This is a genomic window from uncultured Sphingomonas sp. (assembly GCF_936927845.1).
In the GTDB taxonomy this organism is placed as follows: Bacteria; Pseudomonadota; Alphaproteobacteria; order Sphingomonadales; family Sphingomonadaceae; genus Sphingomonas.
The window spans coordinates 1-23563 of record NZ_CAKZHV010000066.1 but is presented as its reverse complement, the minus strand read 5'-3'; the positions used below and the strand labels follow the sequence as shown (position 1 = coordinate 23563).

At 69.5% G+C, this 23563-nt stretch carries 24 protein-coding genes and 1 pseudogene; 17 read left to right on the top strand and 8 right to left on the bottom strand.

Annotated features, from left to right (window positions below; genetic code table 11):
* Positions 1 to 2 precede the first annotated feature (2 nt).
* From Q0579_RS13945 to Q0579_RS13925, 5 genes are all read right to left on the bottom strand, one after another.
* The gene (locus tag Q0579_RS13945; protein ID WP_298813403.1) at positions 3 to 1034 is read right to left on the bottom strand and encodes an AAA family ATPase; all 1032 of its coding nucleotides are present in this window, start codon (positions 1032 to 1034) and stop codon (positions 3 to 5) included.
* Positions 1031 to 2554 (bottom strand): XrtA system polysaccharide chain length determinant, encoded by a 1524-nt coding sequence (locus Q0579_RS13940; protein ID WP_298813401.1) that lies wholly within the window; start codon positions 2552 to 2554, stop codon positions 1031 to 1033. Before Q0579_RS13940 ends, Q0579_RS13945 begins: the two co-directional genes overlap by 4 nt.
* A gap of 10 nt (positions 2555 to 2564) precedes the next feature.
* The gene (locus Q0579_RS13935) at positions 2565 to 3212 is read right to left on the bottom strand and encodes an XrtA/PEP-CTERM system exopolysaccharide export protein (protein ID WP_298813399.1); all 648 of its coding nucleotides are present in this window, start codon (positions 3210 to 3212) and stop codon (positions 2565 to 2567) included.
* Between the two features lie 101 nt (positions 3213 to 3313).
* Complete coding sequence (locus tag Q0579_RS13930; protein ID WP_298813742.1) at positions 3314 to 4543, bottom strand: pyridoxal-dependent decarboxylase, exosortase A system-associated; 1230 nt, start codon at positions 4541 to 4543, stop codon at positions 3314 to 3316.
* Positions 4540 to 6039: an AMP-binding protein gene (locus Q0579_RS13925; protein WP_298813397.1), complete on the bottom strand. Its 1500-nt coding sequence runs from the start codon at positions 6037 to 6039 to the stop codon at positions 4540 to 4542. Before Q0579_RS13925 ends, Q0579_RS13930 begins: the two co-directional genes overlap by 4 nt.
* An 89-nt stretch (positions 6040 to 6128) precedes the next feature.
* Here Q0579_RS13925 and Q0579_RS13920 point away from each other — a divergent pair, with 89 nt between their 5' ends.
* From Q0579_RS13920 to Q0579_RS13910, 3 genes are read left to right on the top strand one after another with little or no spacing between them, the layout of a single operon-like run.
* A complete protein-coding gene (locus tag Q0579_RS13920; protein ID WP_298813395.1) occupies positions 6129 to 6401 on the top strand; it encodes an acyl carrier protein in 273 nt (90 codons plus the stop codon).
* A 56-nt stretch (positions 6402 to 6457) separates the two neighbouring features.
* Positions 6458 to 7057 carry a hypothetical protein gene (locus Q0579_RS13915; RefSeq protein WP_298813393.1) on the top strand — a complete coding sequence of 200 codons (600 nt, stop codon included), beginning with the start codon at positions 6458 to 6460 and terminating at the stop codon, positions 7055 to 7057.
* Entirely contained in the window at positions 7033 to 7818 is a 786-nt protein-coding gene (locus Q0579_RS13910; RefSeq protein WP_298813392.1) for a hydrolase 1, exosortase A system-associated, read from the top strand. The genes Q0579_RS13915 and Q0579_RS13910 overlap by 25 nt, the downstream gene beginning before the upstream one ends.
* 9 nt (positions 7819 to 7827) lie before the next feature.
* Here Q0579_RS13910 and trxB read toward each other — a convergent pair whose 3' ends face one another.
* Positions 7828 to 8796 carry a thioredoxin-disulfide reductase gene (gene trxB / locus Q0579_RS13905; RefSeq protein WP_298813390.1) on the bottom strand — a complete coding sequence of 323 codons (969 nt, stop codon included), beginning with the start codon at positions 8794 to 8796 and terminating at the stop codon, positions 7828 to 7830.
* A gap of 93 nt (positions 8797 to 8889) precedes the next feature.
* On the opposite strand from trxB, the gene Q0579_RS13900 reads away from it, so the two are divergent.
* Positions 8890 to 10278, top strand: a complete 1389-nt coding sequence (locus Q0579_RS13900; RefSeq protein WP_298813388.1) for a M17 family metallopeptidase — start codon at positions 8890 to 8892, stop codon at positions 10276 to 10278.
* Positions 10279 to 10282: 4 nt separating this feature from the next.
* Here Q0579_RS13900 and tpiA read toward each other — a convergent pair whose 3' ends face one another.
* Positions 10283 to 11023, bottom strand: coding sequence for a triose-phosphate isomerase (gene tpiA, locus Q0579_RS13895; RefSeq protein ID WP_298813386.1), 741 nt, complete (start codon positions 11021 to 11023; stop codon positions 10283 to 10285).
* Positions 11024 to 11177: 154 nt separating this feature from the next.
* Between tpiA and Q0579_RS13890 the strand changes: the two genes are divergently transcribed.
* Together Q0579_RS13890 and trpE are read left to right on the top strand one after the other, a co-directional pair.
* Entirely contained in the window at positions 11178 to 13124 is a 1947-nt protein-coding gene (locus Q0579_RS13890; protein ID WP_298813384.1) for a peptidylprolyl isomerase, read from the top strand.
* A 22-nt stretch (positions 13125 to 13146) separates the two neighbouring features.
* Positions 13147 to 14652, top strand: a complete 1506-nt coding sequence (trpE, locus tag Q0579_RS13885) for an anthranilate synthase component I (RefSeq protein ID WP_298813740.1) — start codon at positions 13147 to 13149, stop codon at positions 14650 to 14652.
* 85 nt (positions 14653 to 14737) lie between these two features.
* On the opposite strand, the gene Q0579_RS13880 is transcribed toward trpE, so the two are convergent.
* On the bottom strand, positions 14738 to 15217 hold the full coding sequence (locus tag Q0579_RS13880; RefSeq protein WP_298813383.1) for a hypothetical protein: 480 nt from the start codon (positions 15215 to 15217) through the stop codon (positions 14738 to 14740).
* Positions 15218 to 15367: 150 nt separating this feature from the next.
* Here Q0579_RS13880 and Q0579_RS13875 point away from each other — a divergent pair, with 150 nt between their 5' ends.
* From Q0579_RS13875 to Q0579_RS18305, 11 genes and pseudogenes are all read left to right on the top strand, one after another.
* On the top strand, positions 15368 to 15952 hold the full coding sequence (locus tag Q0579_RS13875) for an aminodeoxychorismate/anthranilate synthase component II (RefSeq protein WP_298813382.1): 585 nt from the start codon (positions 15368 to 15370) through the stop codon (positions 15950 to 15952).
* Positions 15949 to 16944, top strand: a complete 996-nt coding sequence (trpD, locus tag Q0579_RS13870) for an anthranilate phosphoribosyltransferase (protein ID WP_298813381.1) — start codon at positions 15949 to 15951, stop codon at positions 16942 to 16944. The genes Q0579_RS13875 and trpD overlap by 4 nt, the downstream gene beginning before the upstream one ends.
* Positions 16941 to 17726: an indole-3-glycerol phosphate synthase TrpC gene (gene trpC / locus Q0579_RS13865; RefSeq protein WP_298813380.1), complete on the top strand. Its 786-nt coding sequence runs from the start codon at positions 16941 to 16943 to the stop codon at positions 17724 to 17726. The genes trpD and trpC overlap by 4 nt, the downstream gene beginning before the upstream one ends.
* Positions 17723 to 18190: a cyclic pyranopterin monophosphate synthase MoaC gene (gene moaC / locus Q0579_RS13860; RefSeq protein ID WP_298813379.1), complete on the top strand. Its 468-nt coding sequence runs from the start codon at positions 17723 to 17725 to the stop codon at positions 18188 to 18190. The genes trpC and moaC overlap by 4 nt, the downstream gene beginning before the upstream one ends.
* On the top strand, positions 18187 to 18765 hold the full coding sequence (locus tag Q0579_RS13855; RefSeq protein ID WP_298813378.1) for an NUDIX hydrolase: 579 nt from the start codon (positions 18187 to 18189) through the stop codon (positions 18763 to 18765). Before moaC ends, Q0579_RS13855 begins: the two co-directional genes overlap by 4 nt.
* Positions 18762 to 19943: a molybdopterin molybdotransferase MoeA gene (locus Q0579_RS13850; RefSeq protein WP_298813377.1), complete on the top strand. Its 1182-nt coding sequence runs from the start codon at positions 18762 to 18764 to the stop codon at positions 19941 to 19943. Before Q0579_RS13855 ends, Q0579_RS13850 begins: the two co-directional genes overlap by 4 nt.
* A 69-nt stretch (positions 19944 to 20012) precedes the next feature.
* Positions 20013 to 20672 carry a transcriptional repressor LexA gene (gene lexA, locus Q0579_RS13845; RefSeq protein ID WP_298813376.1) on the top strand — a complete coding sequence of 220 codons (660 nt, stop codon included), beginning with the start codon at positions 20013 to 20015 and terminating at the stop codon, positions 20670 to 20672.
* A 439-nt stretch (positions 20673 to 21111) separates the two neighbouring features.
* Complete coding sequence (locus Q0579_RS13840) at positions 21112 to 21486, top strand: transposase (protein WP_170171058.1); 375 nt, start codon at positions 21112 to 21114, stop codon at positions 21484 to 21486.
* A complete protein-coding gene (gene tnpB / locus Q0579_RS13835; RefSeq protein ID WP_277600066.1) occupies positions 21483 to 21830 on the top strand; it encodes an IS66 family insertion sequence element accessory protein TnpB in 348 nt (115 codons plus the stop codon). Before Q0579_RS13840 ends, tnpB begins: the two co-directional genes overlap by 4 nt.
* 43 nt (positions 21831 to 21873) lie before the next feature.
* A complete protein-coding gene (locus Q0579_RS13830) occupies positions 21874 to 23436 on the top strand; it encodes an IS66 family transposase (protein ID WP_170171059.1) in 1563 nt (520 codons plus the stop codon).
* A pseudogene (locus Q0579_RS18305) lies at positions 23433 to 23563 on the top strand (plasmid pRiA4b ORF-3 family protein); the annotation flags it as partial. The gene Q0579_RS13830 and the pseudogene Q0579_RS18305, both read left to right, overlap by 4 nt.

Sequence of the window (23563 nt, the reverse complement as noted above, 5' to 3'; positions counted from 1 at the left end):
GATTATTTCTCCTGACCGTAATAGCTGCCGAAGCGCCCGCGCCCCGGCTCGAACGAGACCGAATTGATGACCAGATGGATTTGCTCGCACCCGTCGAGCAGGTTCACCGCCTCGCGCACGTCGGCCTCCGTGGTGCGATCGGCGCGCACCACCAGCATGACCTGCCCGACCAGCAGCGCCAGCGTGGACGCGGGCGAGGCCGCGAGCGCGGGTGGCGTGTCGAAGATGATGATACGGCGCGGGTTCGCCTCCAGCAGCCGGTCGAGCACCGCTTCGGTGCGGTGCGAGGCGAGTAGTTCGGTGTCGGCGTGGGTGCGCTTGCCCGCCGGCAGCAGCGACAATTGCGGCACGTCGGTCCTGACGACGCAGCTCTCCGGATCGAGCCGCGGGTCGCCCAGGATGTCGAGCAGGCCGACGCTGTCCTCCAGTCCGAGCCGTTGCATGATGTCGGGCTTGGCGAAATCACCGTCGACGAGCAGGATTTCGACGTCGCGCTCCGCCGCCAGACTGATCGCCAGGTTGATCGCGCAGAACGTCTTGCCCTCGCCGGGCTTGCCCGACCCGACGATGATCGTGCGCGCGCGCTGCCCGATCGGTCCATCCGCGATCTCGCGCGCGGTCAGCAGCAACTGCCGCTTGACCAGCCGGAACTCCTCGGCGAGCGCGCCGACCGGGGCGCCGGGCACCAGCATTCCGGCTTCGGCGAGCATCGTGCGGTCGATCTGCGCGACGTCGCTCTCGGGCGCCTCCCACTCGTCCAGCCCGTCGTCGTCGGTGTCGGACAGGAACTCCGCAGGGATCGCGGCAAGCGTCGGCGGCACCGGTCGCGTTGCCACGCCATCGTCCGCTGCCGCGCGGGGCTGATCCTGCCCCAGGGCGACATATTCCTCATCGGCAAGATGATCCGCCTCGGGGGCATCCTGCTCCTCCAGCGGCGGCACTCCCCGGGCGCGAAGATGGGCGCCGAAGTCGTAGACCTTCGCCGCGCGCTCGATCAGCGACTCCTCGGTCGCGGATTTCGGATAACGGTTCATGCGGCAAGTCCCCGCTGGAGCATCTCGACGCCGAGCAGCGCCACGTAAGCGACGCCAAGCGCGGCGAACCCGCCCGCCAGCCACGTCAGCCGGCGCCGGCGCAACTCGGTCTGCTGGCGCGTCACCATCTCGCCGATCGACCCGATCACCGCCATGCCGGTCACCTTTTCGAGCTTCTGCGCGGTCGGGAACGTGCCTTGCAGCTGCCCGAGCGCGAAGGCGGCCCCGACGCCTGCGACCAGTCCGGCGATCAGCACGCCCGTCAGCAACAGCGGCCGATTGGGCGCGGTCGGCGTACGCGGCACGGTGGGCGGATCGATCACGCTGAACTTGACCGCGTCGGTCTGCGTCTGCGCCTGGCTGCGCAGGCTCACCTGCTCGCGCTGCGCGAGCAACTGGTCGTACTGGCTTTTCAGCACGTCGTAATTGCGGTCGATCTCGCCCTGCTCGGCCGCGACCGCGGGATTGCCGACCAGCTTCGCGTTCAACTGGTCGAGATCGCCCTGCAATTGCTGCTTGCGCGCCTGCAGCGCCGCGACGGTTGCACCTTTGTCCGCCATCAACGCCTGCAAAGACCCATATGCCGGGTTCGAGACGCCCCCATCGGACCCGCCCGTCAGCGGCTCGCCGCGTGCGGCCGCCTGCGCCTGCGCGAGCTGCTGCTTCAGCGCGATCACGTCGGGATGGCTCTCGGTATAGCCGCGGCCGCGCGCGTCGGCGAGCTGGCCCTGGATCGCCGCCAGTCGCGCGCGCGCCGGGCCGACGCCGGGCGCGATGCCTGCGCCCGCGATCGTCTTGGGCGTTGCCGCCATCTGCCCCGACAGCGCCGCCATGCTCGACTGCGCCGCCGCCAGATCGGCGTCGACCTGGCTCATCTGCGAGCGCGCAGCGCCGATGCGATCGCTGATCGTGCCGGTGCCGGGCAGCGAGCCGAGGTAATTGTTCTGGAACGCCGCGCGCTTCGCCTCCGCGTCCTGCAATTGCGTGCCGAGCGCCTGCAACCGGTTGTCGAGGAAGGCGAGCGTCTGCGTGTTCTGCGACCGATCGGTCGACAGATTGGTTTCGATAAAGATGTCGATCAGCTTCTGCGTGATCGACGAGGCGAGCTTGGGGCTGGCGGCGGTGGTCGTGATCTCAAACAGATTGTCCTGCTGCGCCGTCACCTTGATCGCGGTCTGCAGCCCGGCGACCCGGTCGGCGATGTCGCGGTCGCTCGACACCGTCTTGGCGAGCTCGGTCCCACGCACGACCTTCTCGAGGCTCACCGCGCTGGTCAGCGTCTGGCGCACGGTGTCGATGTCGCGCGCGTCGTCGTTCGCCGCCTGCATCGAATCCGCGCCGGCGGGCAGGACCGATCGCATCTGCACGAACACGCGCGCCTTCGAATCGTAGCGGCTGGGTATCTGGCTGACGACCAGCCAGCCCGCGATGCACACGGCCCATGCGACCGCCAGCGCGATCCAGCGCCGTGTCCAGATCGCGTGCAGCGCGACCCGCGCTTCGTCGATGATACCGCCCACCCGCGCTACCTCAGAACATGCTTTCGGGGATGATGATGACGTCGCCGGGTTCGAGCCGGACGTTGGCGCTCGCGTCCCCGTCCTTCAGCAGCTTGTTGATCCGCAGGCCGTATTCGGTCTGCTTGCCTGTCGCGCGGTCGTAGCGGATCAGCCGCGCCTTGTTCCCCGCGGCATATTCGCCGAGGCCGCCGACCGCGATCATCGCGTCGAGCAGCGTCATGTTGGCGCGGTACGGCAGGCTCGCGGGCTTCTGCGTCGCGCCGACGATGCGCACCTGCTGGCTGAACGTGCCGGAGAAGCTGTCCACGATCACCGAGACGATCGGGTCCTTGATATATTCGCCTAGCGCCAGCTTCATGTCGGCGGCGAGCATTGCGGGCGTCTTGCCGACCGCGGGCATGTCGCTGATCAGCGGCGTGGTGATGCGGCCGTCGGGGCGCACCTGCACCTTTGCCGACAATTCGGGATTGCGCCACACGAAGATGCTGAGCGAATCGAGCGGGCCGATGACATATTCCTCGCCCGGCTGCTCCTTGCTCGCGACAAAGGTTGCGGGCGGCAGTTCGGGCCGTGTGGCCCCGCCGCGGGCGCAGGCGGTCAGCGTCGTCGACGCCATCAACGCTGCGATGAGACCCTTGGAAACCTTCGCGAACCGCATGCAATCCTCCGTGCGCGCCCGTGTCCGGCCTCGCGGGGATCACGTCCCACCGACCGGTTGCGCCAGCAGTCAGCTATGCGTCGTAGAGGTGAAGATAGCGTTTAGGACGCGCCCGCGAGCACTTCGGCGGGCGCGGGATGTCCCAAAAAGGCACTGGGGCTCGCCGTCAGCCCGTACGCGCCCGCGATGAAGATCGCGATCACGTCACCCACGTCCGCGCGCGGCAGCACGACGCCGTCGGCCAGTCGGTCGAGCGGGGTGCACAGGCAACCGACCACTGACACTGCATCATCGGCAGCTTCGCCCATCCGTCCCGCGATCGCGACCGGATAGTTGCGCCTGACCACCGTTCCGAAATTACCGCTGGCGGCGAGCTGGTGGTGCAACCCGCCATCCACCACCAGAAACGTCTCGCCGCGGCTCTCCTTCCGATCCACGATGCGCGTCAGGTACACGCCCGCCTCGCCGACCAGCCACCGCCCGAGCTCGATCGCGAACGCCGTGCCCGCAAGTATCGCGCCACGCCTGTCCAGCGTCTCACCCAGCGCCGCGCCGATCCGCGCCACGTCGACCGGCGTGTCACCGGCGAAGTGCGGTATCCCGAACCCGCCGCCCAGGTTAACCATCGGCGGCGCTTGCCCGCTCTCCACTGCCAGCCGCTCAGCGAGCGCGACCGTCGCGGCCTGCGTCTCGATCAACGCATCGGTATCGAGCGCCTGCGAGCCCGCGAAGATGTGAAAGCCGCGCCATTCCGCCCCGCTCGCGACGATCGCGCGCACGAGCGCGGGTACGCGCTCGGCATCGACGCCGAAGGGTGACGCGCGCCCGCCCATCTTCATCCCCGACCCGCGCAGCTCCAGGTCCGGGTTCACGCGTACCGCGAGCCGCGGTGCGACGCCGATCCGCTCCCCGGTCGCGATCGCGCGCGCGGCCTCGTTTTCTGATTCGACGTTCAGCGTCACGCCCGCGCACACCGCCGCCTCCAACTCGGCATCGCGCTTGCCCGGCCCCGCGAAACTGATCGCCACGCCCGGCTTGAACGTCAGCACCTCCGCGAGCTCCCCCGCCGACGCGACGTCGAGCCCGTCGACCAGCGGTGCGATCGCCTGAACCAGCGGCACGAACGGATTTGCCTTTACCGCATAATGGAGTCGCACGCCTGCCGGCATAGCGGCCCGGAAACGCGCCACCTTCTCGCGCACCACGCCGACATCGTACACGAACATCGGCGAGCCATGCTCCGCCACCCACGCGTCGGCCGGACGCCCGGCGATCAACAGCATGCCGCGCTGATCGGCGAAGGCAGGCGGGATTGGTCCGATCGGCTTCAACACAGCGTACCTCTGATGTCGGCCGCTATCGCTGCACGGTCGAGCTTGCCGTTCGCATTACGTGGCAGCTCGGCGCGCCAAACGATCTCGGCCGGTTGCATATAGGTCGGCAGGTCACGTCTCAGTCGCGCTCGCAAGGCGATCTCGCCGCCCGCCTCCCCTCGGGCCACGACCACGATCCGCTGCCCTAGCCGCGTATCAGCGACGCCGATCGCCACCGCTTCGCGCACCTCGTCGCCCGCGGTGACCGCTTCCTCTACCTCTTGCGGGCTGACGCGGTTGCCCGATGTCTTGATCATCTCGTCATCGCGCCCGACGAAGCGCAGCAGCCCGGCCGCGTCGGCGACCACGCTGTCGCCCGACCACACCGCCGTCCCGCCCGCGCGCGCGAAGGCCGGCGCGGGGCGGAAACGCTGCGCGGTTCGCTCAGGGTCGCGCCAATACCCTTGAGCGACGAGTGGCCCGGCATGGACCAGCTCGCCCGGCTCGCCCGCAGCCGCCGCGCTGCCGTCGCCGCGCACCACCATCACCTCCGCAAACGGGATCGCCCGCCCGATCGAATCGGGGTTCGCATCGACCAGCGCCGGCGGCAGATAGGTCGAGCGGAATGCTTCGGTCAGCCCGTACATCGGATAAAGATCCGCTGCCGGGAAACGCGCCCGCAGCGCACGCACCATCGCCGGGGTCAGCGCGCCGCCAGAGTTGGTCAGCCGCTTCAACCGCGCCGCCGTCTCGGCGGGCCATTCCGCCTCGAGCAACTGCGTCCACAGCGGCGGCACCCCCGCGAGTGTGGTCGCCTCGACCCGCTCGACCGCCTTCACCACGTCACGCGCGGTCAGATAGTCTAGCGGCGCCACCGCGGCGCCCGCGAGCCAGGTCGAGAACAGCTGGTTCTGCCCATAATCGAACGACAGCGGCAGCACGCCGAGCACGCGATCGGCGGCGTCGATGCCAAGGTAATGCGCGACCGACACCGCGCCGAGCCACAGGTTCGCGTGGCTCAGCATCACGCCCTTGGGCCGCCCGGTCGACCCCGAGGTGTAGAGGATCGCCGCGAGCGCATCCGGGTCTGCGTCGGACGGCGGCAGGGCCTCACCCTCGCCCGCCTCGACGTGCACCTGCGTTGCATCCGGCACGTCGCCCGCCTCCAGCGTCGCCGCGCGCGCCGCCTGCGTCAGCAGCAGCGTCGCAACGCTGTCTGCAAGTATGTACCCCACCTGCGCGCGCTTGAGCGCCGGGTTGATTGGCACGTGCACCAGTCCTGCACGCGCCGCGGCGAGCGGCATCAGGCACGCCTCACGCGTTTTTGGCAGCCACGTCGCGACCCGCGCCCCCGCCTTGGGCACCGCGCGTGCCAGCCACCCGGCGAGCCGCGCCACCCGCGCCTCTGCCTGCGCAAAAGTCATCTCGCCCGCGCGGTCGATCAGCGCGGGCGCATTCGCAGCGCCGCACAGGACATGGTCGATCGGTCGGGCGTTCGGGTCGAGCGGCACCATCGTCCTCTCATAGCGCCCCCGTTGCGCATTTCACCCCCCGCGCCTATCGCACCGCAGCAAGAACGCGACAGCATTCAGGGGAGACGCGCGTGATTCCGGAAGGCACCAACGAGATCGAGAAGACCTTGCGCGCGGTGCTCGCCGACGTGCTGAGCCTGTCGCCCGAGCGCGTCGCCGCCTTTACGCCGGAAACAGGATTGTTCGGCTCGCTGCCGGAACTCGACTCGATGGCGGTCGCGGGCGTGCTGACCGAACTCGAAGATCGCCTCGGCATCGTGATCGAGGACGATGAGGTCGACGGCGAGATGCTCGAAACCTTTGGCGCGCTCACGACCTTCGCCGCGACCAAGGTCCTCAACTGAGCGGTCTGCGTTACGTCGACTATGACTGGCGCGGCGGCCGCGAGGCGATGCTGCGCATGGGGCCGGACGGCGGCCCGACGATCCTCGCTCTCCCCGCCTTGTTCGAGGAAGCCAATCGCACCCGCGCGATCCTCGTCGGCGTGCTGCGCCGGCTCGCCAACGCCGGCTGGTCGGTCGCGCTCCCCGACTTGCCCGGTCAGGGCGAAAGCCTGCTTCCGCTCGCGCAGGTCACCCTCGACGACTGGCGCGCCGCCGCGCAGGCCGCCGCCGCACAGCTCGCATCGCCGATTCACGTCGTCGCGGTCCGCGCCGGCGCGGTAATCGACGCCGACGTCGCCGCGGACAGCCGCTGGTACTGGTCGCCGTTAACCGGCGCGGAGCAAGTGCGCGAACTCACGCGGCTGCGCGATCTGGGTGACGGCGACGGTTATGCCGGCAACGTCGTGTCCGAGGTATTGTTGTCGCAGCTCGCGGCCGCCGAGCCGACGATCACCCCGCCCCCGCGCGTCGTGCGGATGGAAACCGATCCGCGCCCCGCCGACCTGAAGTTCTTTGGCGCGGCACCGTGGCGTGCGAGCGAGCCTGCGGGCGATCCCGCGCTTGTCGCGAACCTCGCCGACGACATTGCCACATGGCTCGCCGCGTGCGCCGGCTGATCACCTTCGCCATCGACGGCACGACCCTCGCCGGCTCGCTCGACGAAGGCGCGGGCACGACCGGCCTCCTGATCGTCGCGGGTGGCAACGAGGTGCGCCACGGCGCGCACCGCGGCATGGCGATGCTGGCGCAGGGACTTGCCGCGCAGGGGACGCCGGTGTTCCGCTACGATCATCGCGGCGTCGGCGACTCGGAGGGCGAGAACCGCGGCTTCGCGCACGCGGGCGACGATCTGCGCGCCGCCGCCGCCGCCTTCCGCCGCGCCGCACCGCACGTCACCCGTCTCTGCGCCTTCGGCAATTGCGATGCCGCGTCCCTGCTCGCGCTCGATGGTCGCAGCGCCGACGTCTCGCGCGTGCTGCTCGCGAATCCCTGGACCATCGAGCAGACCGACGACCTGCCCCCCGCGGCCGCGATCCGCGCCGGCTACGCGCGCCAGCTGCGCGACCCGGCCGAGTGGCGTCGCCTGTTCGGGGGCGGAATCGACGTCGGCAAGGCGATCAGGGGTTTGGCGAAGATCGTTTGCACCCCGTCTGACCAGGGCACCCTCTCACGCCGCGTGACCGATGCAATCGCGGGCTGGGGCAACGACGCGACCGTCCTGCTCGCCCGCGACGACAACACCGCCCGCGCTTTCGTCGACGCCGCGCGCGCTCACACCTTCCGCACGCAGACGATCGACACGTCCTCGCACAGCTTCGCGCGCGCCGCCGACAAGCAGGCGCTCGCCGACATCGTCACGCGCTGGCTGGCGGAATAAGCGGCAGGATTACTCCGCCGCTTCCTTGAACTCCTCGAACTCGACCGCCGCCAGGAACCGCTCGGCGTCGAGCGCGGCCATGCAGCCGGTCCCAGCCGCGGTCACCGCCTGGCGGTACGACTTGTCCATCACGTCGCCGCACGCGAACACGCCCGGCACGCTCGTCTTGGTGGTGCCGGTCTCGACTGCAATATAGCCGTCGTCGTCGAGTGCGAGATGCCCGCGGAACAGCTCGGTCGCCGGGTGATGCCCGATCGCGACGAAGCCGCCGTCGACCGGAATGCGCGAATGCTCGCCCGTTTGTGTGTCTTCCAGCTCGAGCGCGACCAGCCCCGCATTGCCGCCGCCGTCGACGAACTCGCGCACTTCCTTGTTCCACAGCACCTTGATCGACGGATGCGCGTGCAGCCGCTCCTGCAGGATGCGCTCGGCGCGCAAGCTGTCGCGGCGGTGGATCAGCGTCACATCGTCCGAATGGTTGGTCAGGTACAATGCCTCCTCGACTGCGGTATTGCCGCCGCCGATCACCGCCACCTTCTTGCCGCGGTAGAAGAAGCCGTCGCACGTCGCGCACGCGCTGACGCCCTTGCCCTTCATCGCGTCTTCGCTGTCGAGCCCGAGCCATTTGGCCTGCGCGCCGGTCGCGATCACCAGCACCTCGCCCTCGTACACGTCGCCGCCGTCGCCGGTCAGGCGGAACGGCCGGCTGTCGAGGTCGACCTTCACGATCGTGTCCCACATCATCCGCGTACCGACGTGCTCGGCCTGTTTCTGCATCTGCTCCATCAGCCACGGACCCTGGATCACGTCGGCGAAGCCGGGGTAATTCTCGACGTCGGTGGTGGTGGTCAGCTGCCCGCCGGGCTGGATGCCCTGCACCACGATCGGCTTCATGCCGGCGCGCGCGGCGTAGATGGCGGCGGTCAGCCCAGCGGGGCCCGAGCCGAGCACGAGCATGCGAGTCGAATGTGTCGTCATGCTGCGGGATGTAGGGCGCTGCGTGCGGCTTGGAAACTGTGCGCCGCGACAGCTTCGTTGCGCCCACTCCCAAGTCCTGCTTTGGTCGCGCACATGACCGACTTCACGTTCTTACTCCAGCCCGACCGTGGCCAGCCCGCGCGCGATATCCACGTCGTCCACCCGAACCTGTACGAGACTTGGGCAGCAGAGCAGACGCCCCGCGTCCGCGCAGCGCTCGCTGCCAATCGCGTGGTCGGCAAGGCAGGTAACCGCGCGGTGCTGCCGGGCGACGAGGCAGACGACTGGTCGATGCTGCTGGTCTGCAACGAAGACCTCGACTCACCCTGGCGCATTGCCTCGCTCGGCGATGGCCTGCCCGAGGGCACCTATCGCCTCGCCGGCAATGCGCCCGTCGGTGCAGCGGGGCTCGGCTGGCTGCTCGCGCAGCACCGTTTCACCCGCTATCGCACGGGCGAGCCCTCACCGCACCGCGTTCTGCTGACCGACGATCATGCCGGGATCGAGCAGACCGTCCACCTCGCGCGCGCGACCGCCCTCGTGCGCGACCTGGTCGACACCGGCGCCAGCGACATGGGACCCGCGGAGCTACAGACCGAGGCCGCGGCACTTGCCGACCGCCATTCCGCCACGCTCGCGGTCACCAGCGGCGACGCGCTGAAGACAGGTTACCCGATGATCCACGCGGTCGGTCGCGCCGCCGCCGAACACCGCGCCCCCCGCCTGATTGAACTCGAATGGGGCGACGCCAGCCATCCCCGCGTCGCGATCATCGGCAAGGGCGTGTGCTTCGACTCGGGCGGGCTCGACATCAAGCCGTCGGCAGGCATGCGGCTGATGAAAAAAGACATGGGTGGTGCCGCGCACGCGCTGGCACTCGCGAGCCTCGTCATGCAGGCGGGGCTGCCGGTCCACCTCCACCTGCTGATCCCCGCGGTCGAGAACGCGATTTCCGCCGACGCCTTCCGCCCCGGCGACGTGCTGACAACGCGAAAGGGTATGACGGTCGAAAACACCAACACCGACGCCGAAGGGCGGTTGATCCTCGCCGACGCGCTGACCAAGGCGGGCGAAGGCGCCCCCGCACTCATCATCGATTTCGCGACGCTGACTGGCGCCGCGCGCGTCGCGCTCGGCCCCGATCTGCCCGCCACCTTCGTCAACGACGACGCGCTCGCCGCCGACCTGTCCACCGCCGCCGACGCGGTGAAGGACCCGCTGTGGCGATTGCCGTTATGGGACGGCTACGACGCGATGCTCGCGTCCGACATTGCTGACATGGTCAACGCGCCCGACGGAGGGTTAGCGGGCGCGGTGACCGCTGCCTTGTTCCTCCGCCGCTTTGTCGCGGCGGGCACGCCCTGGGCGCACCTCGACACGTTCGCGTGGCGTCCGACCGCCAAGCCGGGACGTCCCAAGGGTGGCGAGGCTTACGGCCTGCGCGCCGCGTTCGAGTTGCTGCGCCGCCGCTTCCCCACCTGAGCCATCAATCAGCCGCGGCGATGATCGGCACGAACTTCGCCGCGGTCAGGCTCGCGCCGCCAACCAATGCACCGTCCACATCGGCGACATGGAGCAGTTCGCGCGCATTGTCGGGTGTCACCGAGCCGCCGTAGAGGATACGCACCCGGTCGGCTTCTTCGCCGATGATGGCGCGCAGTTTGTCGCGGATGGCGCCGTGCATCGCCGCCACGTCGTCCGCGGTTGGCGTCCGCCCGGTGCCGATCGCCCAGACGGGTTCGTACGCGATCGCGCACCATTCTCCGCTCGCCCCGTGCGGCAGCGACCCCGCGACCTGCGCGGTCACCACCGCCTCCGCACGCCCCGCCTCGCGCTCGTCCAGCGTTTCGCCGACGCAGACGATCGCGTGCAGCCCGTGCCGGTGCAACGCCGCTGCCTTTGCTCTCACGTCGGCATCGCGCTCGCCCTGGTCGGCGCGGCGCTCGGAATGGCCGACGATCGAGAAGCGCGCGCCCGCTTCCTTCACCATCGCGGCCGACACGCAGCCGGTGTGCGCGCCCTGGTCGGCGGCGTGGACGTCCTCCGCTCCGATCGTAAGCGCGGAAACTTGCTCGGCCGCCGGCGCGATCAGTGTTGCGGGCACCGCGACTGCCACATCCACCCCTGCGTGCGCCGCCGCCGCATCCGCAATCGCCGACAGTTCGGACAGCGCCGCACGGCTACCGTTCATCTTCCAGTTGCCCGCCACCAATTTGCGCCGTGTCATCCCGCTCTCCCCTTGTTCTGCTGTTACGATCAGCGCGCGATAGCGGGGTCTGCGCCGTGGCGCCACGCCGGGCGCGCGCCTCAAGCGGCATTGCCTATGCGGGGAGCGGTGCCTAAAGCCGCCCGGTTTCCTTGACCTCACGGCTTTCCGGTTCATGCTCAGCTTCTTTCGCCGCATCGTCAATTCAAAGGCTGGCGTCTTCATCACGCTCGCGCTGCTCGGCATCATCGCGCTGTCGTTCGCGGCCGGCGACGTGACCGGACTGTCGTCGGGCGGCGGCGGGTTGTTGGGCAATTCGGTGGTAACGGTCGGCAACGCCGGCATCACCGCCGCCGACGTGCGTAAGCGCGCGCAGGACGAGGTCCGCTTCGCACAGACGCAGCAGCCGGGCTTCGACATGGCGCAGTTGGTCCAACTGGGCGGCGTCGAGTCGATCATCGAGCGGATTGCGAACGCGATCGGGCTGGAGAAGTTTGGCCATGACCAGGGCATCCGTGTCAGCCGTGCGCTGATCGGCAGCGAGATCAAAAACATCGCCGCGTTCCAGGGCCCGACCGGCCAGTTCGACCAAGCCAGTTATGAGCGGCTGATCGCGCAGCGCGGCCTGACCGACGCGCAGATGCAGGACGAGTTCGCGCGCAGCATCATGACGCAGTTCCTCGTCATCCCGACAGTGGGCGCGAGCCAGGTATCGGAGAAGCTGGCGCTTCCCTACGCATCGCTGCTGCTCGAACGCCGCGAGGGGCAGATCGCGCTGATCCCCGCCGCCGCGGTGCCCGCCGGCGCCGCGCCGACCGACGCCGAGGTGCAGAAATTCTACGCCGGCCATCTGCCGCGCTACACCGTGCCCGAACGTCGCGTCGTCCGCTACGCGATCGTCACCCCCGACAGCGTGAAGGCGCAGGCGACCCCCTCGGACGCTGAAATCCAGCAGGCGTATAACGGCAACGCCGCCGCCTACCGCCCGCGCGAACAGCGCACCGTCAGCCTCGTCACCGTGCTCGACCAGAAGGCCGCCGACGCGCTCGCGGCCAAGGTGAAGGCGGGCACCGCGCTCGCCGCCGCGGCGCGCGCGGCCGGGCTAGAGCCGCGCACGATCGACAAGGCCGACAAGGCCGCGCTCACCACGCAGAGCTCGGCCGCGGTCGCGGACGCGCTGTTTGCCGCACAAAAGGGCGCGGTGGTCGGCCCGATCAAGGGCGCAATCGGCTTCGTCGTCGCGAGCGTCGATGCGGTCACGCAGGTTCCCGGCCGCACGCTCGCGCAGGCGCGCGACGAGATCATCCAGACACTGACCCGGACCAAGACCGCCGACGCGCTGTCGCAGGCACAGAACAAAATCGATGACGCCCTCTCCGACAATGCCAACATCAACGAGGTCGCCGCCGACCAGAAGCTGAGCGTCGCGACGACCAAGCCGTTGCTCGCCTCGGGCATCGACCCCGACGACGCCGCGACCAAGCCCGATCCGCGCCTCGTGCCGATCATGCAGGCGGGGTTCGCGGCGGAGGAAGGCGACACGCCGACGATCGTCGCGCTCGGCATCGATGGCGGCTTCGCGGTCGTCGGGCTCGACCGCGTCGTGCGCGCCGCGCCGCGCCCGCTCGCGCAGGTCCGCGCGCAGGTGGTGAAGGATGTCGTGGCCGAGCGGCAGCGCAACGCCGCCAGGCAGATCGCAACGCAGGCGCTCGCGAAGCTCGACAAGGGCGCAACGCTTCCCGCGGTGCTCGCGCAGACCGGCGTGCGCGGTCCCGCGCCGCAGCGGATCGACACGACCCGCGCGCAACTCAACGCCGATCGCCGCGGCGTCGACCCGACGCTCGCATTGCTCTTTTCGATGAAGCAGGGCAGCGCAAAGATGCTCGCCGCGCCCAACAACATGGGCTGGCTGCTGATCAAGCTCGACCGCGTGACGCCGGGCGACGCGCGGACTAAGCCGGGCGTGATCGCGGCGACGCGCGCCGACCTCGGCCGCGTCATCGGTCAGGAATATGCACAGCAATTCACGCGCGCCGCGGTCGACACGGTGGGCGTCAAGCGCAAGCCCGACGCGATCGCGGACCTGAAGCGCGAACTGGCGGGTCAGGGTGGCAATCAGTAATCCTAACGGCAATCCCGGCAGCGTGCCGGACGGTCCTGTCGACCCGCGCGACAAACTGGCCGCGGGTCGCCCCGCGCTGGTCTGGCGGCGGCGCATCGCGGATACTGAAACGCCCGTCGCCGCCGCGCTGAAGCTGCTCGAGCCCGGTCGCGGCGACTTCCTGCTCGAATCGGTCGAGGGCGGCGCGGTGCGCGGGCGCTACAGCCTGCTCGGCCTCGCCCCCGATCTCGTCTTTCGCGCCGAGGGCGAGCGCGCCGCGATCAATCCGCGCTGGCTTGAGGATCGCGACGCCTTCGCCCCCTGCACCGAACCGACGCTCCAGGCGCTGCGCACGCTGGTCGCCGCGTGCCGGATGACCGTTGCGCCCGAACTGCCGCGCGCGCTCGCCTGTCTGGTCGGCTATTTCGGCTACGACACGATTCGGCTGGTCGAGGATCTGCCCGCGCCCGCCACCGACGCGCTCGGCGTACCCGACATGATGTTCGTGCGCCCGACCGTGATCCTCGTGTTCGATCGCCTCGCCGACGCGCTCTTTCTTGTCGCCCCGGTCTGGCCCGACACCGCCCGCGCGCCCGACGCGCTGGTCGCCGCGGCCGAGGAACGGCTCGATGCGGTCGAGGCGCGGCTCGCGACCGCCGCGCTGCCGCCGCGCGTCCGCGCTGACGCGGCGGAGATCGCGCTCACCCCGACCCTGCCCGCGGGCCGCTACGCCGAGATGGTCGCCGCGGCGAAGGACTATATCTACGCCGGCGACATCTTTCAGGTCGTGCTGGCGCAGCGTTTCACCGCGCCCTTTCCGCTGCCCGCGTTCGAGCTCTACCGCGCGCTGCGCCGGATCAACCCGTCGCCTTTCCTCTACCACCTCGATCTGCCCGGCTTCTCGCTGACCGGGTCGAGCCCCGAGATTCTCGTGCGTGCGCGCGACGGCGAGGTGACGATCCGCCCGATCGCGGGCACCCGCCCGCGCGGGCGCACCGCGGCGGAGGACGCCGCCAACCGCGCGTCGCTGCTCGACGATCCCAAGGAGCGCGCCGAGCATCTCATGCTACTCGACCTCGGCCGCAACGATGTCGGCCGCGTCGCGCAGGCGGGCAGCGTCACCGTCACCGACAGCTACATCGTCGAATTCTACAGCCACGTCATGCACATCGTCTCGAACGTCGTCGGCCGGCTCGACCCGGCGCACGACGCGATCGACGCGATCCTCGCGGGCTTTCCCGCGGGCACCGTCAGCGGCGCGCCCAAGGTCCGCGCTTGCGAGGTCATTGCCGAATTGGAGCCAGAGAAGCGCGGTGTCTATGCCGGCGGGGTCGGCTATTTCTCGCCCGACGGCAGCATGGATTCGTGCATCGTGCTGCGCACCGCACTGGTGAAGGACGGCGTCATGCACGTCCAGGCCGGCGCAGGCATCGTCGCCGACAGCGACCCTGCGTACGAACAGCGCGAGTGTGAGGCGAAATCGGGTGCGCTTCTCGCCGCAGCGCGCGAGGCGATCGCGCAGGCGAGTGACGCTGGGTTCGGGCAATAGCCTGAGGCCGCCGGCCTCGAACTATCGGCGGAGGACGCCGGGTTCAGCGAACACTCGGACCGACGCCTCCGTCCTCACGCCGCCCCTATTGCGGCGCCCCCGGCATCATGGCATCGTTCTTTTCCGCGGCGCGCTTTTCCGCGGCATAGGCTCGCGCCCACATCTGCGTGCAGCCACTCTGCCCGCCCGTGCCGACCGGCGAACAGGTATCGGGCAGACCACCGGCGACACGTCCGACCTCGTCGGCCGATGCGGTACGGTTCACCCAACTCTGATTCTGGGCGGCCGGCTCAGCGGTGTTCCGCAACTGCTTGGGGATACGATATTGCTCGTCCGGGTTGATCCGGCTGCACACCACCACCTCGTCACCCTGCGCGACCGGGCATTTGTCGTTACCGGTCAATTGGACGTTGCGGATGCGGCTCGGTGGGCGGTCGGTCTCCGCTTGCGCCTGCGCGGTCGAGCTCACCGGCGCGCCGGTGCTGGTACCGACGGGCGGCACGCTCTGCGCTGACGCCGCCATCGGCAGAAGGATCAGGGAAACGGCGGTGGTGAAACGCAGCATGCGACGTGGCTCCTTGGGCAGTGCTACAAACGCCTGCCCCCCTGAATATCTCCTTACGCAAAGCCGCTTATCGTGTGTCGCGACGATTTCGCACGCGTAACGCCGGTGCAACACGTTGCGCGCCGCCACGCATCGGCTATGGCGACGCGCATGATCCTCGTGGTCGACAATTACGACAGCTTCACCTGGAACCTCGTCCACTACCTGATGGAGTTGGGCGCGGAGGTTCAGGTCATGCGCAACGACGCGCTCTCCGCCGCCGACGCGCTGGCGAGCAACGCGACCGGGTTCCTCATCTCGCCGGGTCCGTGCACCCCGGATGAGGCGGGCATCAGCCTCGACCTCGTCGCCGCCTGTGCGGAGGCACGGCGCCCGCTGCTCGGCGTGTGTCTCGGGCATCAGGCGATCGGACAACATTTCGGCGGCACCGTGCGCCGCGGCGGGTTGATGCACGGCAAGACCTGCCCGGTCGAGCACGACGGGACCGGCCTGTTCGCCGACCTCCCTTCGCCCTTTACCGCGACGCGCTACCATTCGCTGATCGTCACCGACGTGCCCGACAGCCTCATCGTCAACGCGACCGCGGGCGACACGTCGGTGATGGGCCTGCGCCACCGCGAGCTGCCGATCCACGGCGTCCAGTTCCATCCCGAGAGCATCGCGACCGAGCACGGCCACGATCTGCTCGCCAACTTCCTGCGCATCACGGGCATCAAAACCGGGGCGACGGCGTGACCAGTTTCGCGCAACTGCCCGATCCCGCTTCGCCGCTCAGCCGGCAGAGCGCGGCGCAGGCGTTCGCCGACATCCTCGACGGCCGCACCACCGAGGAGGCGATCGCCGAGTTCCTCGTCGCCTTGTCGATCCGCGGTGAGTCCAGCCTCGAGATCGCCGAGGCCGCGCGCGCGCTGCGTGAGCGCCTGATCCCGATTACCGCGCCGGCGGGCGCGATCGACGTCTGCGGCACCGGCGGCGACGGGCAGCACACGCTCAACGTCTCCACGGCCGTCAGCCTCGTCGTTGCAGCGTGCGGCGTGCCGGTCGCCAAGCACGGCAACCGCGCCGCCTCGTCAAAGGCGGGCGCCGCCGACACGCTCGAGGCGCTCGGGCTCGACATGGACCGCGCGGGCGCGCAGGCGGAGCAGACGCTCGCCGACCTCGGCATCTGCTTCCTGTTCGCCGCCAACCATCACCCGGCGATGCTCCGCATCACCCCGATCCGCCGCCGCATCGGCCGGCGCACGATCTTCAACCTGATGGGCCCGCTCGCCAACCCCGCGCACGTGACGCGCCAGTTGATCGGCATCGCACGCCCCGATTACGCCCCCGTCTATGCCGAGGCGCTGGCACAGCTCGGCAGTGAGGGCGCATTCGTCGTCTCGGGCGAAGAGGGGCTGGACGAGATCTCCGGCGCGGGCGCGACCGTCGTCGTCAGCATCGGCGACGTGGCGCTGCCCGCACGCATCACGCCCGAGGACGCGGGGCTCACGCGCCACCCGACCAGCGCGATCCGCGGCGGTGACGCCGCGTTCAACGCGATGGCGCTGCGCCGCCTGCTCCTCGGCGAGCACGGCCCGTACCGCGACGCAGTGCTGTTGAACGCTGCCGCGGCGCTCGTTCTCTCGGGCACACAGACCGCACTCCGCGACGCCGCCGCCCGCGCTGCCGAGGCAATCGACCGCGGAGACGCGAACGCGCTGCTCGATCGCTGGATCGCTTACGCATGACCATCCTCGATCAGATCATCGCCACCAAGCGTGAGGAAGTCGCCGCGCGCAAGGTGGCCTCGACCCGCGCCGACCTCGACGCGCGCATCGCCGAGCAATCGCCGCCGCGCGGCTTTCGCGCCGCGCTCGATCGCACCGTCGCCGCCGGCCGCCACGCGCTCATCGCCGAGATCAAGAAGGCAAGTCCGTCGAAGGGGCTGATCCGCGCCGATTTCGATCCGCCCGCACACGCGCGCGCCTATGCCGCGGGCGGCGCGACCTGTCTCTCGGTCCTGACCGACGAACGCTATTTCCAGGGCTCGGACGCCTTTCTTCAGGCTGCGCGCGCCGCATGCAACCTGCCCGTGATCCGCAAGGACTTCACGATCGACCCGTGGCAGGCGATCGAGGCGCGCGCATTGGGTGCCGACGCGATCCTGCTGATCGTCGCCGCGCTCGACGACGCGACGCTTGCCGAATGCGAGGCCGCCGCGATCGACATCGGGCTCGACGTGCTGGTCGAGGTGCACGACGCGCACGAGATGGAGCGTGCCGCGCGGCTGCGCTCGCGCCTCATCGGGGTCAACAACCGCGATCTGCGCGATTTCACGGTCGACTATCGTCGCACCTACGATCTCGTCGCCCACGCGCCCGAGGGATGCACCTTCGTCGCTGAAAGCGGGCTCACCATCCGCGCCGATCTCGACGCGATGGCTGCGCACGACATCCGCTGCTTCCTCATCGGCGAGGCGCTGATGCGCCAGCCCGACGTCGAGGCGGCGACCCGCGCGCTGGTCGGATGAGCGCGCTCACCCACCTCGACGCCGATGGCGCCGCGCACATGGTCGACGTCGGCGACAAGGACGTCACCCGCCGCGAGGCGACCGCTACGGGGCGCATCGCGATGTCGGCGGAGGCGGTCGCCGCGATCCGCGCCGGCGCGGTGAAAAAGGGTGACGTGATCGCGGTCGCGCGCGTCGCGGGCATCATGGCGGCGAAACGCACCAGCGACCTCGTGCCGCTCTGCCACCCGCTACCGATCACCCACGCCTCGCTCGACCTCGACGTGACCGACGACGGCGTCGCCGCCACCGCGACCGTTCGCACCGACGGAAAGACCGGGGTCGAGATGGAAGCGCTCACCGCCGTCTCGGTCGCGCTCCTTACCGTCTACGACATGGCAAAGGCGATCGACAAGGCGATGATCCTGCACGATATTCAGGTGATCGCGAAGAGCGGCGGCCGATCGGGCGACTGGCAACGGTGAGCGACTTCGGCGATCCGGCAATCGTGCCGTGGCGCACGACCGCGCGCGAGACGCTGATCGCCGACCGCTGGCTGACGCTCCACGCCGACACCTGCGTGACCGCTGAAGGTGCGACGGTCGGGCCCTACTACGTCACCGGTTATCCCGATTGGGCGCTGATTGTCGCGCTGGACGACGCCGACAACATCCTGATGATCGAGCAATACCGCCACACGCGCGGCATCGTCTCGCTCGAACTGCCCGGTGGCGGCGTCGACGCGAGCGACGCCGATTTGCTCGCCGGCGCGCGTCGCGAACTGCTCGAAGAAACCGGCTGCGTCGCCGACGATTGGCAGGTCGTCGCCTCGCTCAGCCCCAATCCCGCGATCCACACGAACCGCTGCCACGCGGTCCTCGCACGCGGCATCCGCTGTGTCGCCCTGCCGCATGACGAGCCGAGCGAGCGCGTCCGCCGCCACTGGATCGCAGTCGACGAGGTCGTTCGCCGCGCAATGGCAGGCGAGGTGCAGCAGGCGGTTCACGTCGCCGCGCTCGCGATCGTGCTCGGCCGCCTCCATCGATGGAACCCCGCATGACCCTCTTGCCCGTCGAGGAAGCGCAGGCGCGCGTGCTGGCGCTCGGCACGCCCGTCGCGTCCGAAGAGGTCGCGATCCACGCCGCGCTCGGTCGTTGGACGGTGCAGCCGATCGTCGCCGCGCGTACGCAGCCCGCGCGCGACCTGTCCGCGATGGACGGCTACGCGATCCGGTTCGCCGATCTGCCCGGACCGTGGCGCGTCGTCGGCGAAAGCGCGGCCGGCAACCCCCTCGCCGGCCGTGTCGAGGCGGGTGAGGCCGCACGCATCTTCACCGGCGCCGCGATGCCCGACGGGGCCGACACCGTGCTGGTGCAGGAGGAAGCCGAGCGCGACGGCGACCGCCTCATCCTCGCAGGCGAAGGTCCACCGTTCCTCGCGCGCAACGTCCGCCGCCGCGGGCTCGACTTCGCGCTTAGCGACGTGCTGGTCGACGCGGGCGAACGGCTCACGCCCGCCCGACTCGCGGTCTGTGCGACAGGCGGCGTCGGGCGCATTCCCGTCGCGCGGACGATCCGCGTAGCGATCGCCGCCACCGGCGACGAACTGATCGAACCCGGCGGCGACGCCGGGGCCGACGCGCTGCCCGAATCTAACCGCCTGCTGCTGCGCGCGCTGCTCGCCGATCTGCCGGTCGAGTTCGTCGATCTCGGCATCCTGGCCGATCGCCTCGACACGCTGACCGTCGCCTTCTCGCAGGTCGAGGCCGACGTGCTCGTCACCACCGGCGGCGCGTCGGTCGGGGACCATGATCTGGTCCGTCCCGCGCTCGACGCCGCGGGCTTTTCGCTCGATTTCTGGCGCATCGCGCTACGTCCGGGGAAGCCGATGCTCGCCGGGCGTCGCGGCGCGACCGTGGTAATTGGCCTACCAGGAAATCCGGTGTCGGCGTTCGTTACCGCCTTGCTGTTCGTGCGTCCGCTCGTCGCGCATCTGTCGGGTGCGCTTCACCCCTTCCCGTGTCCGACCAGCGCGATCCTGGGAGAGCCGCTCGCCGCCAATGGCGCGCGCAGCGACTATCTGCGCGCCGAGCTGCGCGACGGTCGCGCCTATGCGTCCACCATCCAGGACAGTTCAATGCTGCGCACGCTCGCGCGCTCGACCTGCCTGATCGTGCGCCCACCGCACGCACCCGCGGCGACCGCCGGCGACTCGGCGGAAGTCCTGATGATCGCGTAAGCACGTCGCTTGACGGAACACACGTTGTTCCATAAAGGTTCTTTATCTGTTCACGAAAGGAGCCGCGCGATGCTTACCCGCAAGCAGCATGAGCTGATTTGCTTCATCGAAGATCGGCTGGCCACCACCGGCGTGTCTCCTTCGTTCGAAGAGATGAAGGAAGCGCTCGATCTCAAGTCGAAATCGGGTGTCCACCGCCTGATCAGCGCGCTCGAGGAGCGCGGCTACATCAAGCGCTTGCCCAACCGCGCGCGGGCGCTCGAAATCCTGCGCGTGCCAGAGCGCTCGGACGGCACCGCGCCGAAGCCGGCGGCGGCTGCTCGCGATCTACCTCAGCCCGCGAACGACGTGGTCGAGATCCCGCTTCACGGCCGCATCGCGGCCGGTGTGCCGATCGAGGCGTTCGAGGGTTCGACCAGCCTGCCCGTTCCGGCTGCCCTACTCGGCGCAGGCGAACACTATGCGCTCGAAGTGTCCGGCGACTCGATGGTGGAGGCGGGCATCCTCGACGGTGATTACGCGCTGATCCGCAAGCAGGAGGTCGCGCGTGACGGGGAGATCGTTGTCGCGCTGATCGACGACAGTGAGGCGACGCTCAAATACTTCCGTCACGAAGGCGCGATGGTCCGGCTCGATCCCGCCAATCGTGCCTACGATCCGCAGCGCTACACCCCCGCCCAGGTCCGCGTTCAAGGCAAGCTCGCCGGTATCCTTCGCCGCTACGCGTGACCCACGGGTGCGCGTCGGCTGGCGCGCGCACCGCCTCGATCTGAGCGTTGGCGAAACTCACCGCGACGCCGCCGGTCCGTTGCAAAGCCGCGCGATCCAACGTCAACCAGCGCGCACGACAGCGACGGGGTACGCGTCGTTCGCTCACCACGATGTCGACACGGTGGCACAGGTCGATGAAGGCGCCTGCATCGACTAGATAGCCGCTGCGGGTGGCGAGCAGCGTCACACGACGCATGCCGACCCGCCGCGTCGCCCAACACACATCCTGGTTGCAGCGCGCGGCATGCGTCTCCGACAGAACCGCCAGTTCGCCAGTAAGCGTGGTCTACGGGCCGCCTTGCCTATTCGGCCGTAGCGGGGATGCTTGTCGTCTTTGACGAGGACGCGGACGGTGCGGGAAGTTTTCGGGTCTGAGACTGGTCATACGAGCGCTCGTATGACTGGTCGCGTAGAGGTGATTGGCCGGGTGTCGGGCCGGCGGAGCTGGTCGGACGCGGAGAAGCTGGAGATACTGGCCGAGGCGTTCCGGCCGGGCGTGCGGGTCCGTGATGTCATCGCGCGGCGCGAGGTGTCGAGCGGCCTGATCTACACGTGGCGCAAGCAGGCGCGATTGGGCAAGCTGAGCGGGGTCGCGCCCGCGCTGCCGACCTTCGCCGAGGTGCGTGTGGCCGAGGTCGCCGCTCCTGTGCCACAGCCGGCGACGTCCGCGCCGGGCCTCATCTGCATCGAGTTGCCGGGCGGCGTGCGGGTGAGCGTGGACGGCGCGGTGGATGCCGGCGCCCTGGCGCGGGTGCTGTCGGTGCTGAGGTGAGCCCGGCGCCGTTGCCGACGCGGGTGTTCCTGGCCTGCGGCGTGACCGACATGCGCAAGGGGTTCGACGGGCTGGCGGTGCTGGTCCAGCAGGTGCTGACGGAGAACCCGCATTCCGGTGCGCTGTTCGCATTCCGCGGCAAGCGCGGCCATCTGGTCAAGCTGCTGTGGTTCGACGGCCAGGGTTTGTGCCTGTTCTCCAAGCGGCTCGACCGCGGCCGCTTCGTCTGGCCGGTGACGGCCACGGGCACGGTGACACTGACGCCGGCGCAGCTGTCGATGCTGCTGGAGGGCATCGACTGGCGCCGGCCCGAGCGCACGTTCGTGCCGGCGCTGGCGGGCTGAAAACGGCGGTTTTGCATGAGTTCTGCTCGCCCGAGAGAGTGCGATCTGCTATGAATTCTGCGTGTCGGAAGCGCCCGTTTCCCCTGCTGATGCGACCGCGCGGATCGCCGCGCTGGAGGCTTCGCTCGCCCGGGCCAATGCCGCGCTCGCCGCCCGCGACCTGCTCATCGACACGTTGCGCGGGCAGATCGCCCGGTTGCGGCGGATGCAGTTCGGCGCCTCGTCGGAGAAGCTCGGTCGCGAGATCGAGCAGCTCGAACTGGCGCTGGAAGAGCTGGAAACGGAGCGGGATGTTTCCGCAGTTGAGACCGCCGCGCCCGACATGATGCCCCGACCGGCGCCGGTCCGCAGCCTGCCCGGTCACCTGCCGCGTGAGGAGATCATCCACGAGCCCGCGTCCGGCGTCTGCACCTGCCCGGACTGCGGCGGTGCGCTGCGCCGGCTGGGCATGGACGCGCACGAGATGCTCGACATCGTGCCGGTGTGCTGGCGGGTCGTGCGCAACGTCCGTCCCAAATACAGCTGCCGGGCTTGCGAGAAAATCGTCCAGGCACCCGCGCCGGTCAGCGCCGTGGCGCGGGGCAAGGCGACCTTCGCGACGCTGGCGCACGTCGTCGTCGCCAAGTTCGACCACCACCTGCCGCTGTACCGCCAGGCCGAGATGATGGCTGCGCAGGGTCTCGACATCGACCGCTCGACGCTCGCGGGCTGGAGTGGGCAAGCCGCAGCGCTGCTCGACCCGGTGGTCAGCCGCATCCGCGATGCGGTGCTCAAGGCCGACAAGATCCACGCCGATGACACGCCGGTGCCGGTGCTCGATCCCGGCCGGGGCAAGACTGCGACCGGGCGACTATGGGTTTACGCAACCGACGACCGGGCGTCGGGCAGCACGGCGCTGCGCGCGACATGGTATCGCTTCACGCCCGACCGCACCGCTGCACACCCGCTGTCGCATCTCGCCGGCTTCCGCGGCTTTCTCCAGGCTGACGCCTATGCCGGGTATGACGGCCTTTACCGGGGCGGCGCGACCGAGGTGGCGTGCTGGGCCCACTTCCGTCGCAAGGTGTTCGACCTGCACGAGCGTGTCCCCACGCCGCTGAGCACCGACATCCTCGAACAAATCGGCGCGCTCTATGCCGTCGAGGCCGAGGTCCGCGGCCAGCCGCCGGATGCACGCCATCATGCCCGGCAGGAACGAAGCAGACCGCTGGTCGACGCCTTGCGCGAGGTGCTCGACGCCGGCTTACGCCGCCTGTCGCCTAAGTCCGACATGGCCAAGGCCATCGCCTATGGCACCAGGCGCTGGCCGGCGCTGTCCCGCTTCCTCGAAGACGGACGGTTGGAGATCGATAACAACATCGCCGAACGCGCGCTGCGCGGCATCGCTGTCGGTCGCCGCAACTGGTTGTTCGCCGGCTCAAAAGCAGGCGGTGAACGAGCTGCCGCGATCTACACCGTCATCCAGACCTGCAAGGCCAACGGCGTCGACCCGCAAGCCTATATCGCCGACGTCATCGCCAAGGTCGCCGACGACTGGCCCGCAAGCCGATGGGATGAGCTCATGCCGTGGAACTGGTCTCGCGAACCTGTCAGATTGGCGGCATGACTGCCGAAACCGTCGCTCGCCTGCATATCGTCCTCAACGACATCGACCCCGCCATCTGGCGCCGGGTCGACATGCCGGTCACCGCCAGCCTCAAGATGCTCCACGACGTCGTCCAGGCTGCGATGGG